Source organism: Rhodococcus sp. AD45-ID (genome assembly GCF_003023755.1).
GTDB lineage: Bacteria > Actinomycetota > Actinomycetes > Mycobacteriales > Mycobacteriaceae > Rhodococcus_F > Rhodococcus_F globerula.
The window spans coordinates 703,152-717,985 of record NZ_PYHL01000002.1; the positions used below are offsets into that span (position 1 = coordinate 703,152).

The window sequence follows — 14,834 nt, forward strand, 5'->3', positions numbered from 1 at the left end:
TACGTATTCGTTCAGGGAGTCACAATCGCAAATGCCGGATCGGGACTGTCGAGTAGCCCGAGGAGCCGCTGTATCGTCGCCGGGTCGCCGGAATGCTCGATACCGTCCAGTCCGCCGCCGGCCAGCAACCCGAGCAACTGGGCTTTGGTCAACGTGAGGGTGAGATCGGCGGTTGCCTTGGTCCGCGGGTTGGGTGTCTGTATCAGCGCGCCATTGGAGAGAGTCATGCGGACTTTTGTGTCGAGATCGGTGAAAATCCACTCGATGCAGAGCTTTTCACCCCCGGCGCGGGGCCCGTTGACGCGGATGGCGAGTGTGTCGAAGAGTTGCTCCACCGTCAGTGCCGCTGCCATTCCGGTGCCGAGATCGATGGGTGGTGGGGTGATTTCGCCTCGCAGTTCCTTCGCCCCGGTGAGGTAGAAACCGCGCCAGGTCGGATTTTCGGCGCCGTAGCCGAGCGTGGTGTAGAGATCTGCGAGAGCGTTTCTCGCTTCTGTGTTGTCTGGTTCGGCAAATACCGCGTGCTTGAGCAGTTCGGCCGCGAACCGCGTGTCACCGGCATCGATGTAGCCGCGCGCCTTGTCGAGCACTGCCGGTACGCCACCGATCACGTCGACGTATCGGGCCGCCAACTGCTCGGGCGGGTGCTGCCAGAGTGAGCTGGGATGACCGTCGAACCAGCCCATGTAGCGCTGGTAGATCGCTTTGACGTTGTGACTGACCGATCCGTAGTAACCGCGCACGTGCCAGGCGTCGTCGAGCGACGCGGGAAGCGTGATCGCCTCGGCGATTTCGCTGCCGGTCAGTCCGATGTTGACCATCCGCAACGTCTGATCGTGCAAGTACGCGTACATGTCCCGCTGTTCGGTCAGGAACTGCACGATGTTCTCGGATCCCCATGTTGGCCAATGGTGTGACGCGAACACGACGTCGGAATCCGGCGCGAACAATTCGACAGCCTCGTCGAGGTAATGGGACCAGATGCGTGGGTCACGTACCAGTGCGCCCCGAAGTGTGAGGATGTTGTGCAGGTTGTGCGTGGCATTTTCGGCGACGCACAAAGCGCGGCTGCCCGGAAAGTGGAAGTTCATCTCCGACGGCGCTTCGGTGCCCGGCGTGATCTGGAAGACGATCCGCACTCCGTCGACGGTTTCCTCCTGCCCGGTACGGGTGATGTCGACAGTTGGGGGGATCAGACCCACCGATCCACCGGATGTCTGAATGCCCAGTCCGAGACTGGCTTGGCCCTCTGGTCCGACGTCCAATGTGTAGCCATACTGGTAGTTCGCGCGACGGTTCATTGCCGTTCCCGCATAGACGTTTTCCGATACCGCGTGTTCGAGAAATCCTTCGGGCGCGATGATCGGCACGTCGCCGGCGCCGTCCGGCAGAACTCCCATCACGCCGCCGAAATGGTCTGCGTGTGAATGGGTATAGATCAAGCCGGTGACCGGACGGTCACCGCGGTGCTCGCGGTAGAGCGCAAGACCTGCGGCAGCGCACTCGGCGGAGATCATCGGGTCGATCACGATGACGCCGGTATCGCCCTCGACGATCGTCATATTGGAAATATCGAACCCGCGGATCTGATAGATCCCGTCGGTGACCTCGAAGAGTCCGTTCTTGACGCAGAGCTGCGCCTGACGAAACAGGCTCGGATGAACTGTTTCCGGGCACGGTTCGTCGAGATAGCTGTAGCCGGACAGATCGAAAACAATCCGTCCGTCGGCGTTCTTGATGGTAAGCGGTTCGAGCGTGGCGATGAAGCCCCGCTCGGCGTTGTCGAAATCCGTGCGGTCGGAGTAATCCAGCGCCATATCGATGCAGCTCCCTCGAAGAGTCGATGATCACGTCCTCACATGGTCGAATTCCGCACGGCTCTGCGCATCATCCGCGGCGGGTGAATCGAGTGGCACCGAACGCGACCGAACGCCTCGTGCCGACTCGCCGTCGCAGGCAGATCAGCCGGAGGTCTCACTTTTGTGCGGCAATAGTTTTCGAGTTCGTGCGCACGCGGGCCTTGTCGCCGCTGGGGCCGAACAGGTGCAGGATCTCGACAACCTGGTCATCTGCCGGGCCGAACCAATGGGGCTCCGCGGTGTCGAACTCCGCGACTTCTCCTGGCCGGAGGACAACCTCGTGCTCGCCGAGAATCAGGCGTAGGTCGCCGGCGAGAACGTACAGCCACTCGTATCCGGCATGTGTGACGAGTTTCGGCGGGCGAGGCCCGATCACCTGCTTGAAGACCTGAACCCGGCCCGGGTAGCGCGTCAACGGCACTACAGCGCTTCCGTTTCGGCGGCGACTCGGTGTGAGGTGAACTCTGGGGTCCCCGGTGGCGGGCGCCCCAACCAGTTGGTCCAGTGCCACACGGTGGGTTCGGGCAAGAGGCACAAGCAAATCGAGGGTAGGACGACGCTTGCCCGACTCGAGTCGTGACAGTGCGCTGACGGAGATACCCGTGGCGTCGGACAGAGCTTCGAGGGTCATGTCGCGATCGCGACGAAGTGCCCGCAATCTCGGTCCGATATCGCTGAGCATCTTCTCCAGTTCGGTATCCATGAGCTCATCTTTGCAGTTTCCGCAAATTTCCTACCGAGTTTGCAGGCCCGGTTGCGACGATCCTTTCGACAGGCGACCACGGCACAGCATCAGCACAACAGCATCAGTACAAGGGGAGTCCAACCATGAAACCTTCGAGCGGAATCGACAGACCGCAGGCGATCGGAATGCATGCCCGACGGCGGTGGGGCGTCCTGGCAATCTGCTGCACGAGTTTGTTCGTGGTCGGATTGGACACGACCATCGTCAATGTCGCGCTGCCGACGATCGGGGCAAGTTTCCACGTCGGCATCCCTGGTCTCGAATGGGTCGTCAACGCATACACACTCGTTCTGGCGAGCTTACTGATCTCGTCCGGAGCCCTGGCCGACAGGTTCGGCCGTAGACGCGTTTTCCAGATCGGACTGGTCGTGTTCGGAGTCGCGTCGATAGCGTGCGCACTTGCGCCGTCGGTAGGCGTGCTGATCGCCGCGAGAATTGCACAGGGCGTTGGCGGTTCGATGTTGAGTCCGGTCGCGCTCGCAATCGTGGTCAACGTGATGACCGACCCGAAGGAGAGAGCCAAGGCGATCGGCGTGTGGGCCGCGGTCTTCGGTCTGAGTATGGCCGTCGGGCCGATCGTCGGTGGAGTGCTCATCGAGAGCTTCGGTTGGCGATCCGTGTTCTGGGTCAACGTCCCGGTGATCGTGATTGTCCTTTTGTTGACTGCTGTGTTCGTGCCGGAATCGCGCGCTCCGCAGGCGCGAAGGCTCGATCTGCCGGGACAAATACTGTTGGTCGCTGTTGTGGGCGGTGCAGTGGGGCTGCTCATCGAGGGCCCACGAATCGGATGGACGTCCCCCGGTGCGGTGGTCGGTTACATCGCAGTCGCGCTCGCTCTGGCTTCGTTCATTGCTGTCGAATCGAGGAAAGCTGAACCACTCGTCGACCCTGCACTGTTTCGGCACAGACCGTTTTCTGCGGCGGTTCTCGGCGCAGTTGTGGTGTTCGTGGCATTGAACGCGACGCTGCTGCTCGGCACGCTCTACCTGCAACAAGCGCGTGGCATGACCCCGGCCACCGCGGGCGTCGTCATTCTCCCGATGGCTGTTGCAGCAACCGTGTGCGCACCGTTGTCGGGGATTCTGGTCGGACGCGTCGGGCCGCGGTTACCGCTGCTGATCGCCGGCGGCTTCACCGCGTTGGGTGGCCTGTGTCTCGTATCGCTCGACAACAACACCGGTCTTCCGACTGTGCTTGTCGCCTACCTGTTTCTCGGTATCGGGTTCGGTTTCTCGAATGCCCCCATCACCAACACTGCTGTCAGCGGACTGCCTCAATCGCAAGCTGGACTCGCTGGTGGAATCACATCCAGTGCAAGACAGTTCGGCGCTGCTCTCGGCGTCGCACTGGCCGGTGGCTTTGTCGCGAACACTGTCGATTCGGACGTCGCGCAGGCGTCACACGCGGGGTGGATGCTCGTTGTCGCGTGCGGGTTGGTGGTTCTTGTCATCGCGTGTGCATCGGCTCAGCCGACATTGGCTCAGTCAGCATCGGTTCACCCAGCACGGGTGATTCCAACTACCCCGCCCGCCCGATAGAGATGGGGGTGTAACCGATCGTCGTAACCGAACGGGGAGTGCCATGTGCCAGAACCATCAAGACGCAACACCGGCCACTGTGACGGTGAATCGCGAAGCCGTCGCGCGGTATGCCATGGAAGACCGGCAAGATTTCGTGGATGCGGATCGTGGCTTGATCGCTCCATTGCCGGGAGAGGTGTTCGGCGACGACGGTCACGTGGTGTTCGACCCGGAGGCGATGGCTTACCTCACCGACGACACTCCTGCGCCGGATACCGTCAATCCGAGCTTGTGGCGTCAGGGCCAATTGATGCGCCGGGGCGGGCTGTACCAAGTCACGGATCGTCTGTATCAGGTGCGAAACAACGACCTCGCCAACCTGACGGTCGTAGAAGGCGACGAGGGCCTGATCGTCATCGATTGTATGGCGGGCGTTGAATCGGCGCGCCAGGGCATGAAGATGATTCGTGAGCACGTCAGCGACAAACCGGTGGCGGCAATTATCTACACGCACACTCACATCGACCACTACGGCGGCGTCAAGGGAATCGTCGATGTCGACGACGTTGCGTCGGGGAAGGTACCGATCATCGCGCCAGGCACGATCGCGTCGTTCGACAAGTTTGCAATCGGTGAGAACGTGGTTGCGGGTAATGCCATGGCCAGGCGTTCGTTCTATGCGTTCGGCGGACTGCTCGACCTCGGGCCGAAGGGGATGGTTACGTGCGGGATCGGAACGATCAGCACCAAAGGTCCACTGGTCTCGTACATTTCCCCCACGGATAGCATCACCGAGACCGGAACGAGACGAGAAATTGCGGGTCTGGAGTTCGAATTCCTTTATGCGCCGGACACCGAGGCTCCCGAGGAAATGCACATCTGGATCCCCGAACTCGCGGCCTTGACCTGTGCGGAGAACGCCAATCATTCGCTCCACAACATCCAGACATTGCGGGGGGCACGCACGCGCGACGCTCGGAACTTCGCCCGATATCTGGACGAGACTCTCGAACGATGGGGAGACGACGCAGCAGTTCACTACGGTCCGCACACGTGGCCGGTGTGGGGCAACGAGAACCTGGTGCCGTTCATCGAATCACAAAGAGACACATACAAATACATTCACGACCAGGCGCTGCGTCTGGCTAACAAGGGATACACACCACTCGAAGCTGCCGAAGTCATCGAGCTACCGGAGGAACTCGGCCGTAAGTGGTACAACCGCGGATATCACGGAACACTGCACCACGACGTTCGCGCCGTCTACACCAAGGAACTGGGAATGTGGGACGGCGATCCGGTGTCGCTCCATCCGCATCCACCGGTGGAGTCGTCCAGACGGTTTGTCGATCTCCTTGGTGCACAGAAGATTCTGGACGAGGGAAAGCGGGCTTTCGATGCGGGGGACTACCGCTGGGCAGCTGAGATCCTGCACAAGTTGGTGTTCGCGCAACCGGAGAACACCGAGGCGAAGAACCTCCAGGCCGACGTCTACGAACAGATGGGGTATCAAGCCGAAGGGCCGCAGTGGCGCGGGATCTACCTGACAGCCGCCCTGGAATTACGTGAAGGCTCGCAACCTCCTCCCTACATCACGGCAAGTGAGGACAGTGTCCTAGCGATGCCCATCGACATCCTGTTCGACTTCGTCGCAGTACATCTCATCGGCGACAAGGCAGCTGACGTCGATCTCCGCATCGATTTTGTGTTCACCGATCACGACGACGAGGCATGGACGACGTGGGTCAAGCGTGGCGTTCTCAATGCCAGGCGGGGGGCGGCGTCGAACACGCAGCTGACGGTCTCGGGGCCGAAACCTGCGCTGATCGGCGCACTTCTGCAACCAGGTGCAGCGCCCGAGTTGGCTCGGGCCGGGAAAATCTCGCTCGACGGCGACGATTCGGCTTTGAAGACGCTCGGAGGGTTGTTGGATACCTTCGATCCCACCTTCAATATCGTCACGCCGTAACCCAGAGACGAAGGGAGATTTTCTCGATGTGTACGCGATTGGTTTACCTAGGACCGAACGACACCGTGATCACTGCCCGGTCGATGGACTGGAAGCTCGATCTCGGTACCAATCTGTGGGCATTTCCCCGCGGTATGGAGCGTGAAGGCTGCGCCGGGCCGAATTCGATAACGTGGACATCGTTGTACGGCAGTGTTGTGGCTTCCGCTTACGACATGTGCACGACAGATGGGGTGAATGACGCCGGACTGTCCGCAAATCTGTTGTGGCTCGTTGAATCCGAGTATCCGGAATACGACGGATCAACTCCAGGCCTGTCGATTGCTGCGTGGGCGCAGTACGTGTTGGACCGGTGTGGGAGCGTCGCGGAAGCCGTCGAGGTGCTGGCAGCGGAGCCCTTCACCATCGTGACTGCGGCCGTTCCGGGAGAAGACCGCTTGGCAACACTGCACATGTCGCTCTCGGACGCTCGCGGTGACAGCGCCATCATCGAGTACATCGGTGGCCGACAGACAATTCACCACAGTCGTGAGTATCAGGTGATGACCAATTCTCCGATCTTCGACAAACAACTCGCCGTCAACGAGTACTGGAAGCAGATCAACGGAACCGTCATGTTGCCCGGCACCAATCGCGCCGCGGATCGTTTTGCCCGTGCCTCGTTCTACGTCGACGCGGTCCCGAAGACCGACGACCCGCGTACCGCATTGGCCGCGACCTTCAGTGTCATTCGGAACGTGTCAGTGCCCCTGGGTATTTCGACTCCCGACGAGCCGAATATATCCTCGACACGGTGGCGCACCGTTGTCGATCACAAACGGGGACTGTACTTCTTCGAATCGGCCATGACGCCGAACACTTTCTGGGTGGATGTGTCGTCGATCGATCTGAGTGAGGGGTCAACCGTCCGGAAGCTCGAACTCGGGCCGGACGAGAGCACCGTATTTTCGGGGGATTCCACCGATCAGTTCAAACCCGCCGAACCGTTCACCTTTGCCGGGTTGTAGGGGCGGGATGTGGATGTGCGCTGCTGAGGTGACGGAACAGCTACCGACCGCTCGCCACTGTTGCCCTGGCCGCGTGGGGGGCTTTCGGTTTGGCATCCTCCCATGGGAGAAGTGCTTTTGACCTCCAGACCTGTCACCCGTTCAGGGCGGCGCAGGGCGAACAGTGGGCGGTCGATGCCCAGTTAGTTTCAGCGTTTTGCCGGGGTGAAGTCTCCGGGACGCCAGCTGCCGTCGAATGCTGCGGCTTCGGGTCCGTAGATACGGATGTATGCGAACCATCCGCGACCTGGAACCGTTTCCAGCCAGTTGTCCGCCGCATCGTCTGGTTGGGTCGGACCGAAGTGCAGCGTGATCTCATTGCCAGAGGTCAGAGCCGATGACAGTTCGAACAACGATCTGAGCGCTCCCTTGTTGCCGTCCGTCTGCACTTGCGAACGTGTTTGCGCGTCGTAGATGGTGACGGACCAGAAGAGCTTGCCAGGGACCGGCAGCGGGATAGTGAGTGTGTAGGCGTTGGCGCCGTCCAGGTATGTCCCGGTGCTGTCGCGTGTGGCGAGCCAATACAGCGATCCACTGCCCTCCACGCGCCGGAACATCGCCGGCGACGCGACGATGGCCTGCGCGAACCACCGCTCACGGGCTTCGAGATCGAGACCTGCGGGTGTCTCGAAGTCCGCGTTGTCGGGAACCAATCCCACCCATTCCCACTGCCGATCGGTCCAGGCGGCCTGGTCAGGGCGTGTTCCGGCGAATGCCGTCACCAACATTTGATCACGGCCGATTCGGGCGGCCTTCGTGAGTGCTGCAGCGTCGCGGTCTGTCGGTGCGAACGGGGTTCCTTTCCCGATTCCGAGTCCGTCGAGCAGTCCGTGCATTGGCCGGAACTCCTCTACAAGCGGTTCTTCCTCGAGGATGCCGTGCAGGACTCGCCAGAATTCGAGGTTGTCCTCCCACCGCAGACAGGTGCTGTCGACGGTCTTGGTGCTGGTGTCGATCACATCGAGTAGTTTGTCGGTGCCGAGGCGGTAGATCTTCACTCGGAGGAGTGCGTCCTTGGCTGCATCGAGATCGCCCCCTACCGGGAGGGCTCGTACTGCCACCAGCACTTTGAAGGAATTCGACCGACTGACGTGATGATCTGCCGGTACTTCTCCGGTGTGATCGGGGGGAAGTATGGCGTATGTTCCTCCAGCGCCCTGGTCGGGCCCGGGGATACCCATATCGGTGATCCACCTGTGGTGATGATCGTCGACGAGACCGATGTACGCTCCGGGCGGCAATTCGATGACCATCGGCCCCTCAGTGAGGTCCAAAGCCGCTGCCCCGTAGGGGGTATCGGAGTTAAGTGTGAATCCGACCTGCCGAGGGGTTGTCGCTGCAATTCCCATCGCCTTGTTGTCGTCGAAACCTAGTTCGCGGTTGCCGTTGAAAATCCCCTCAATGGACACTGTCGGGTACCAAAACCGGTAGGCGACGAGTGCGCGCTCCAGATAGGCGTCCTCGTGGGCTTTCTTCGCGGTCGCAGCGGTCGGGTAGCCCCCGGAGAATTCATAGGGTGTCTCAGACGTCGGATGTGCTTGGTCCATGCCACAGATCATCAACCGTCGGTATCGACGACGGCATCACCCGCGTCGGATGATCCCTAGAACTCTGGCAGGCATTGCGTCCGACGCAATGGCAGATCGATTTGCGGTGTGGTCGCGTGTGGGGCGCGCGACTCTATTCGGAGCCGTTACCCGATTCTGTTGTCACACGGAGAGTTACGAAGTGGCGACGGCCGGGACCTCTGAAAGCTCGGCCGGAGCGCACCGATGGAATGTCGACGAATTACTTGGCGGCGCTCTTGCGAGGCCGACCGCGTCGAACTGCCTTAGTCGGAGGCGTGGACTTTGCGGCCGGCTCAGCCGGGGGATCGTCGCGCCAGTGAATCTCGATTTCGATTTCGACTTCGTTGCCGTCTACCTCGATCTCGAGTTCCCACCGAACCTGTTCAGGGACAGCGATTTCGATCGAGTCGCCGCCCGATCCCAGTTCCACTTCCGAGCCGCTGGCGAGCGCTTGCCCGAGCGCGATCAGTCGCTCGGCGACTTCCGCTCGCGAGAGTGCGGACTTACTTTTGATCTCCAATTTGGGCACGATCACTCCTGACCTCGGCGGATTCATTGTTCACGGTAATTGGACCATCGAAAGATTGTGGGAGTTTCGCGCGACCGCTGATTACCGCGCTCCTGTGTGAGTTGTCATTTTCAGTCCGCTGCTCGCCGACCTGGGGATTGGATCGCGTACCGTTGCCTTTCATGGAACTGACTCGAGTAGCGGTGGGCAAGGGGTCGTGCACCGTTCGGATCGACGGACCGGTCAGTAAGCACGCGGTCCTCCTTCTTCCGGGCAAGGGCGACCCTGTCGACGTATACGACAAAGTGTGTGAACGCCTCCACAATTCGGATTTGCGCACGGTAGCGGTCGAATCGATCGAGAATCTCGACGAGAAGACGGCAGTGGTTCTGCTCGACGAGTTGAACATCGCCTGGGTAAACCTGGTGGGACACCGGGAAGGGGCAGACCTTGCGTGGCTATTGGCGGCGCGCCAGTTCGGCCGCTTCGCGAGCTTGATTTCGGTGGATCGTGGACATCCGTCGGCGGCCGACATCGCCGGAGTTCCGCCGGTGGAGGTGCCGACAACCATCGTGGTCGGTAGTGCTGGGCGGGCGATCGCCGACGCCAGTGGACGGTTTGTGTACTCCGATTTCCGGGTGGCCGAAGTGCCTGGCGTCGATGACATCGTGAAGTCCGCGCCCGCTGAACTCGCCACGGAGATCGTGTTGCGCACCAGCCCCTGGTAGACCCGAGAACCACCAAGGCGGGCATCCCCCGAGGGGGTGCCCGCCTTGTGCGTCCGTTCGAAACAGATGTCGAGTGTTCCTAGATGTCGAGCGTTCTAGATGTCGAGTCCGAGCAACGCGTTCTCGACGACCTCGGCCAGGGCCGGGTGGATCCAGTACTGCCCACGGGCCATGTCCTGCGCGGACAGCCCGAAACTCATGGCCTGGATGAGTGGCTGGATGACGGTCGGCGCGTGGGTTCCCATGACGTGAGCGCCCAGGAGTCGGCCCGTGCCGCGCTCCGCGATGACCTTGCAGAGACCTTCCTGATCTTCCATCGCCCAGCCGTAGGCGACGTCGCCGTACGCCTGGACCTTGACGGTGATGTCGAGTCCGGCGTCGCGCGCCTGCTTCTCCGTCATTCCGACATCGGCGATCTGTGGATCGGTGAACACCGCGGCCGGGACAAACCGGTGATCGGTGGCGCGCAGCCCGGAAGTGTCGTTCCACGCGTCCTGGAGCAGGTTGTGCTGAACAACACGCGCCTCGTGGTTGGCCACGTGCTTGAGCTGATAGGGGGAGGAGACGTCGCCGAGTGCAAAGACGCCTTCCGCGGTGGTGCGCTGGTACTCGTCGACGACGATGGAGCCGTTGTCGTCGAGTTCGATGCCGGCCTTGTCGAGGTCCAGGAGATCTCCGTTGGGCTTGCGGCCCACCGCAACGAGCAGAACGTCGCCGGAAACGACTGTGCCATTTGCCAGTTCGACGGCGATGTTCTCACCGTCCGCGCGGACCGACTGCATCGGTGATCCGAGATGCACGTCCCACTTCTTGACGGCGAGTTCGGTGAAACGCTCCGAGATCTCGTCGTCGAGATGACGCAGGAGGCGCCCACTGCGGCCGACGATCGACACGCGAGAACCCAAGGCGGAGAACACATGTGCAAACTCGGTGGCAATGAAACCCGAGCCGACGATTACGAGGTGCTCGGGGAGTTCCGGCAAGCGCATGATGTCTTCGTTGGTGTAGTACTTCACACCAGAGCCGGCGATCTCCTCGGGAATGATCGGGCGTGAACCGGCCGCGATCACAACCTGGTCGGCAGTGATGGTCTCACCCGTGCCGGTGTTGATGGTCTTCGGTCCGGTGAAGGTGGCGTGGCCGCGGTAGACGGTGGTGTTGGGGCTGTCCTCGCTGCGGTAGCGTTCGCCGCCCGCGGAGATGGGATCGATCCGGCCGAAGACGCGCTTGACGATGTCGGACCAGCGGACACCGTCCAGGGTGGCGTCGACGCCGAACTTCTCGGCATGCGACACCGTGTTCGCGACCTCTGCCGCGTAGACGAACATCTTGGTCGGTATGCAACCGACGTTGAGGCACGTGCCGCCGAAGGTGCCTTCCTCGAGGATGGCGATTTTCTTGCCGTCGAATCGCTCGTCGGGCAACGAATTCCCCGAGCCGCTTCCGATGATGGCAAGGTCGTAATGCGTCACTGCGCGTTCTCCTGTGTGGTGGTGTCTGCGTTTGCGGTCAGATGGCGCTCTAGCCACTCCAGCCACTGATCGAGTTCGGAAAAGGCTGTGGCCAACGGCTTCTGAGTCGAGAGGAAGACGTCGTGGCGCGCGCCGTCGATGGGAACGATCGTAGTCCGATCACCGAGGCAACCGGCCCACCGTGCGATCTGCCTCACATCCAGGACGGAATCTGCCAGGTCGACGCCGGGGTGGTATGCCCTGGCGAACTCCGATTTCTTCGAGCGCAGGATCAACGCGGGTACACCGATATCCAGGCCGCGATGCAGTTGCGCGTGTCCGCCGCGCACGGCACGCATCCACCCGAACGTGACCGGGCAACCTTCGAGCGGCTTCCAGTCGAGGTTGTAGTCCCACTCGCCGTTGGCGGAGACGTGGAGGCTCGAGCCGTACGTCGGCAAGCCGGTGCCGGGGATGACAGTCTTCGCGGACACCCGTCCCAGTGCGTCGATGGCGGCGGTGCCGACGCTGCGAACCATCGCCGGACCCTGCAGGTCGAACCACGGGCTGTTGAGCACAAGACCCGCGATGCCGTGTCCTGCGCTGCCGCCCGGCTTGCGCTGGAGTCGGTCCAGCCACAGCGGAACGATGAGCCCACCGGTCGAATGAGCCATCAGGAGCAGTTCGCTGCCGTCGGTTTCGGAGTTCACGATGCGCAGGGCCTCGTTGAGTTCGGCGTCGTACAGTGCGAGATCCGACACATAGTGAGCGGTGTGGCCCGGTTTCAGTGAACGCCCGCACTTGCGCAGATCCAGTGCAAAGAAGGCGTAGCCCTGCTCGGCAAAGTGCTCCGCCAGATGTTTCTGGAAGAAGTAATCGGTGAACCCGTGTACGTACAGAACTGCACGGTTCGCCCGAACTGCCTCGCCAGGCGGCTGATAGCGGACGAGTGTCGCGTCGACCTCACCTTCACCGTCCGGATCGGTTCCGAGAGGAATGGTCAGCTGCTGATATCCGTCTCCGAGGACGTCTGGAACCCATGTAGTCACAGATCACAATCTAATCGTCGTTTCCCGGCGGCGTTGTAGAGCACAATTGGGGGTGGTAAACGGCGCACTTACGCCCAGGTAACCTATTCGGCGTAACACAGCAGGCGGATGCGCGCACGGCTAATGACAAGGAAGTCGATTCTCCAGTGTCGAATCAGAACGCGGTAGAGACGAAGACGGATGTAGTGCTCGTAGGTGCGGGCATCATGAGTGCCACGCTTGGTGCATTGTTGCGCCAGCTGCAGCCGGACTGGTCGATCTCGACCTTCGAGAGGCTCGACGCCGTCGCAGCCGAGAGCAGCGACCCGTGGAACAACGCGGGAACCGGTCACTCCGCGCTCTGTGAGCTCAACTACACCCCCGAGAACTCGGACGGTACGGTCGACATCAAGAAGGCCGTCAACGTCAACGAGCAGTTCCAGGTGTCCCGGCAGTTCTGGGCACACGCTGTCGAGCAGGGCGTGTTGACGCAGCCCAAGGAATTCATCAACCCCATCGCGCACGTGAGCTTCGTTCACGGTGAGGCAAACGCCAAGTACCTGCGTGCCCGCTACGACGCACTTGCCGGCCACCCGCTCTTCCGTGGCATGGAGTACATCGACGACCCGGCCGAGTTCACCAAGCGCCTGCCGCTGATGGCAAAGGGCCGCGACTTCTCGGATCCCATCGCCCTCAACTGGAGCCAGGACGGCACCGACGTCGACTTCGGAGCGCTCACCAAGCAGCTCGTCGGCTACATCGGCAAGACCGGCGGCAACATGTACTTCGGTCACGAGGTCACCAACCTCACCCAGAACTCCGACAAGACGTGGACCGTCAAGGTTACCAACCGTCGCACCGGTGAAAAGCGCGTCGTGCGTTCACGATTCGTGTTCGTCGGAGCCGGTGGAGGCGCTCTGCACCTGCTGCAGAAGTCGGGCATCAAGGAAGCCAAGGGCTTCGGCGGCTTCCCCGTCAGCGGCGCGTTCCTGCGATGCACCAACCCTGAGCTGATCGACCAGCACAGCGCCAAGGTCTACGGCAAAGCTGCCGTCGGCGCTCCGCCCATGTCGGTTCCGCACCTCGACACGCGTGTCATCGGCAACAAGCCAGGCCTGCTGTTCGGACCGTACGCCGGCTGGTCGCCCAAGTTCCTCAAGCAGGGGCGCTTCACGGACCTGCCCGGCTCGGTCAAGCCCAACAACATCCTCTCGATGCTCGGCGTCGGCGTCAGCGAACTCGGTCTGGTCAAGTACCTGGTCAGTGAGCTCACCAAGAGCGAAACCGGACGCATCTGGGACCTGCGTGAATTTGCGCCCAAGGCGGAGACCAAGGACTGGGAGCTCATCACCGCAGGCCAGCGTGTTCAGGTGATTCGCCGGGCCAAGGGCAAGGGCGGCGTCCTCGAATTCGGTACCGCCGTGGTGGCTGCCGAAGACGGAAGCATCGCCGGACTGCTCGGTGCGTCACCCGGAGCGTCGACGGCTGTTCCCGCGATGCTCGACGTGCTCGAGCGCTGCTTCCCGACCGAATTCCAGGGCTGGAAGGGCAAGCTGCGCGAGATGGTTCCGTCCATCGGCGTCAAGCTCACCGACAACGAAGGACTTTTCAACCAGGTCTGGGATTGGTCCTCGAAGGTGCTCGAGCTCGATTCCTCGGCGTCAACCGATTCTCTTCCGGTCGCGGAGACCGCTGCAACTGTGTGATAGTCGCAACCATGACGGCAACAGCAGCATTGAAGCGTTCATGGGCACTCGACCTCGACAACAAGACTTTCTACGAGTTGTTGAAGCTTCGGGTAGAAGTATTTGTCGTCGAGCAGGCCTGCCCGTACCCCGAGTTGGACGGGCGGGACCTGCTGACGGAAACCCGCCATTTCTGGCTGGAGCAGGACGGCGAGGTGGTGTGCACTCTGCGCCTCCTCGAAGAGCACGACGACGGCACGAAGAGCTTCCGTATCGGTCGACTCTGCACGTCACGTGAAGCACGCGGACAGGGCCATACGACGCGATTGCTGCAAGCTGCGCTGGCCGAAGTGGGCGAAGCGCCGTGCCGCATCAACGCTCAGACCTATCTGGTCGACATGTACAGCAAGCACGGTTTCAAAGCTGACGGCGAAGAATTTATCGAGGACGGTATTCCGCACACCCCGATGCGCCGCGGTGGCGGCGAGGCGTTTGTGCTTGCCAGCTGAAACGCAGTCATACACCCGACCCAGTCGGCTCACGCAATTGTGGGCCGACTAGGGTTTTTTCGATACCGAATGCTCGCGGGGAAGTCCTGTTCGATTCAGGTGCGGTCCCGCCACTGTAAAGATCTCACGAGATCCCAGCCAGATTGCCGCGACGTTCGGATGAAGCCAAGTTCTCGGCGAGGAAACCGAGAGGTGGAGGGATGTCGACGTGCGTGTAG

Annotated in this window: 12 protein-coding genes; 6 read left to right on the top strand and 6 right to left on the bottom strand. The window is 61.5% G+C overall.

Annotated elements, in window-relative coordinates:
* Nucleotides 1-11 precede the first annotated feature (11 nt).
* Together C7T36_RS19475 and C7T36_RS19480 are read right to left on the bottom strand one after the other, a co-directional pair.
* A complete protein-coding gene (locus C7T36_RS19475; protein ID WP_045067256.1) occupies nt 12-1,817 on the bottom strand; it encodes an alkyl/aryl-sulfatase in 1,806 nt (601 codons plus the stop codon).
* A gap of 157 nt (nt 1,818-1,974) precedes the next feature.
* A complete protein-coding gene (locus C7T36_RS19480) occupies nt 1,975-2,562 on the bottom strand; it encodes a helix-turn-helix domain-containing protein (protein ID WP_045067257.1) in 588 nt (195 codons plus the stop codon).
* 125 nt (nt 2,563-2,687) lie between these two features.
* Here C7T36_RS19480 and C7T36_RS19485 point away from each other — a divergent pair, with 125 nt between their 5' ends.
* From C7T36_RS19485 to C7T36_RS19495, 3 genes are read left to right on the top strand one after another with little or no spacing between them, the layout of a single operon-like run.
* The gene (locus tag C7T36_RS19485; RefSeq protein ID WP_045067260.1) at nt 2,688-4,142 is read left to right on the top strand and encodes an MFS transporter; all 1,455 of its coding nucleotides are present in this window, start codon (nt 2,688-2,690) and stop codon (nt 4,140-4,142) included.
* A gap of 43 nt (nt 4,143-4,185) precedes the next feature.
* Nucleotides 4,186-6,093 (top strand): alkyl/aryl-sulfatase, encoded by a 1,908-nt coding sequence (locus tag C7T36_RS19490; protein WP_045067262.1) that lies wholly within the window; start codon nt 4,186-4,188, stop codon nt 6,091-6,093.
* Nucleotides 6,094-6,119: 26 nt separating this feature from the next.
* A complete protein-coding gene (locus tag C7T36_RS19495) occupies nt 6,120-7,100 on the top strand; it encodes a linear amide C-N hydrolase (RefSeq protein WP_045067263.1) in 981 nt (326 codons plus the stop codon).
* Nucleotides 7,101-7,288: 188 nt separating this feature from the next.
* Here the strand turns inward: C7T36_RS19495 and C7T36_RS19500 are convergent, their stop codons facing one another.
* A complete protein-coding gene (locus tag C7T36_RS19500) occupies nt 7,289-8,686 on the bottom strand; it encodes a DUF1254 domain-containing protein (protein ID WP_045067264.1) in 1,398 nt (465 codons plus the stop codon).
* A 241-nt stretch (nt 8,687-8,927) separates the two neighbouring features.
* Nucleotides 8,928-9,236, bottom strand: coding sequence for an amphi-Trp domain-containing protein (locus C7T36_RS19505; protein WP_033235026.1), 309 nt, complete (start codon nt 9,234-9,236; stop codon nt 8,928-8,930).
* Between the two features lie 161 nt (nt 9,237-9,397).
* Between C7T36_RS19505 and C7T36_RS19510 the strand changes: the two genes are divergently transcribed.
* Nucleotides 9,398-9,943 carry an alpha/beta fold hydrolase gene (locus tag C7T36_RS19510; protein WP_045067266.1) on the top strand — a complete coding sequence of 182 codons (546 nt, stop codon included), beginning with the start codon at nt 9,398-9,400 and terminating at the stop codon, nt 9,941-9,943.
* A 95-nt stretch (nt 9,944-10,038) separates the two neighbouring features.
* Here the strand turns inward: C7T36_RS19510 and mtr are convergent, their stop codons facing one another.
* Nucleotides 10,039-11,415 carry a mycothione reductase gene (gene mtr / locus C7T36_RS19515; RefSeq protein ID WP_045067268.1) on the bottom strand — a complete coding sequence of 459 codons (1,377 nt, stop codon included), beginning with the start codon at nt 11,413-11,415 and terminating at the stop codon, nt 10,039-10,041.
* Entirely contained in the window at nt 11,412-12,443 is a 1,032-nt protein-coding gene (locus C7T36_RS19520) for an alpha/beta hydrolase (RefSeq protein ID WP_045067271.1), read from the bottom strand. Before C7T36_RS19520 ends, mtr begins: the two co-directional genes overlap by 4 nt.
* Nucleotides 12,444-12,589: 146 nt before the next feature.
* Between C7T36_RS19520 and mqo the strand changes: the two genes are divergently transcribed.
* Both mqo and C7T36_RS19530 read left to right on the top strand, forming a co-directional pair.
* Nucleotides 12,590-14,128, top strand: a complete 1,539-nt coding sequence (gene mqo / locus C7T36_RS19525) for a malate dehydrogenase (quinone) (protein ID WP_084702743.1) — start codon at nt 12,590-12,592, stop codon at nt 14,126-14,128.
* Nucleotides 14,129-14,139: 11 nt separating this feature from the next.
* Complete coding sequence (locus C7T36_RS19530) at nt 14,140-14,616, top strand: GNAT family N-acetyltransferase (protein WP_045067941.1); 477 nt, start codon at nt 14,140-14,142, stop codon at nt 14,614-14,616.
* Nucleotides 14,617-14,834 lie beyond the last annotated feature (218 nt).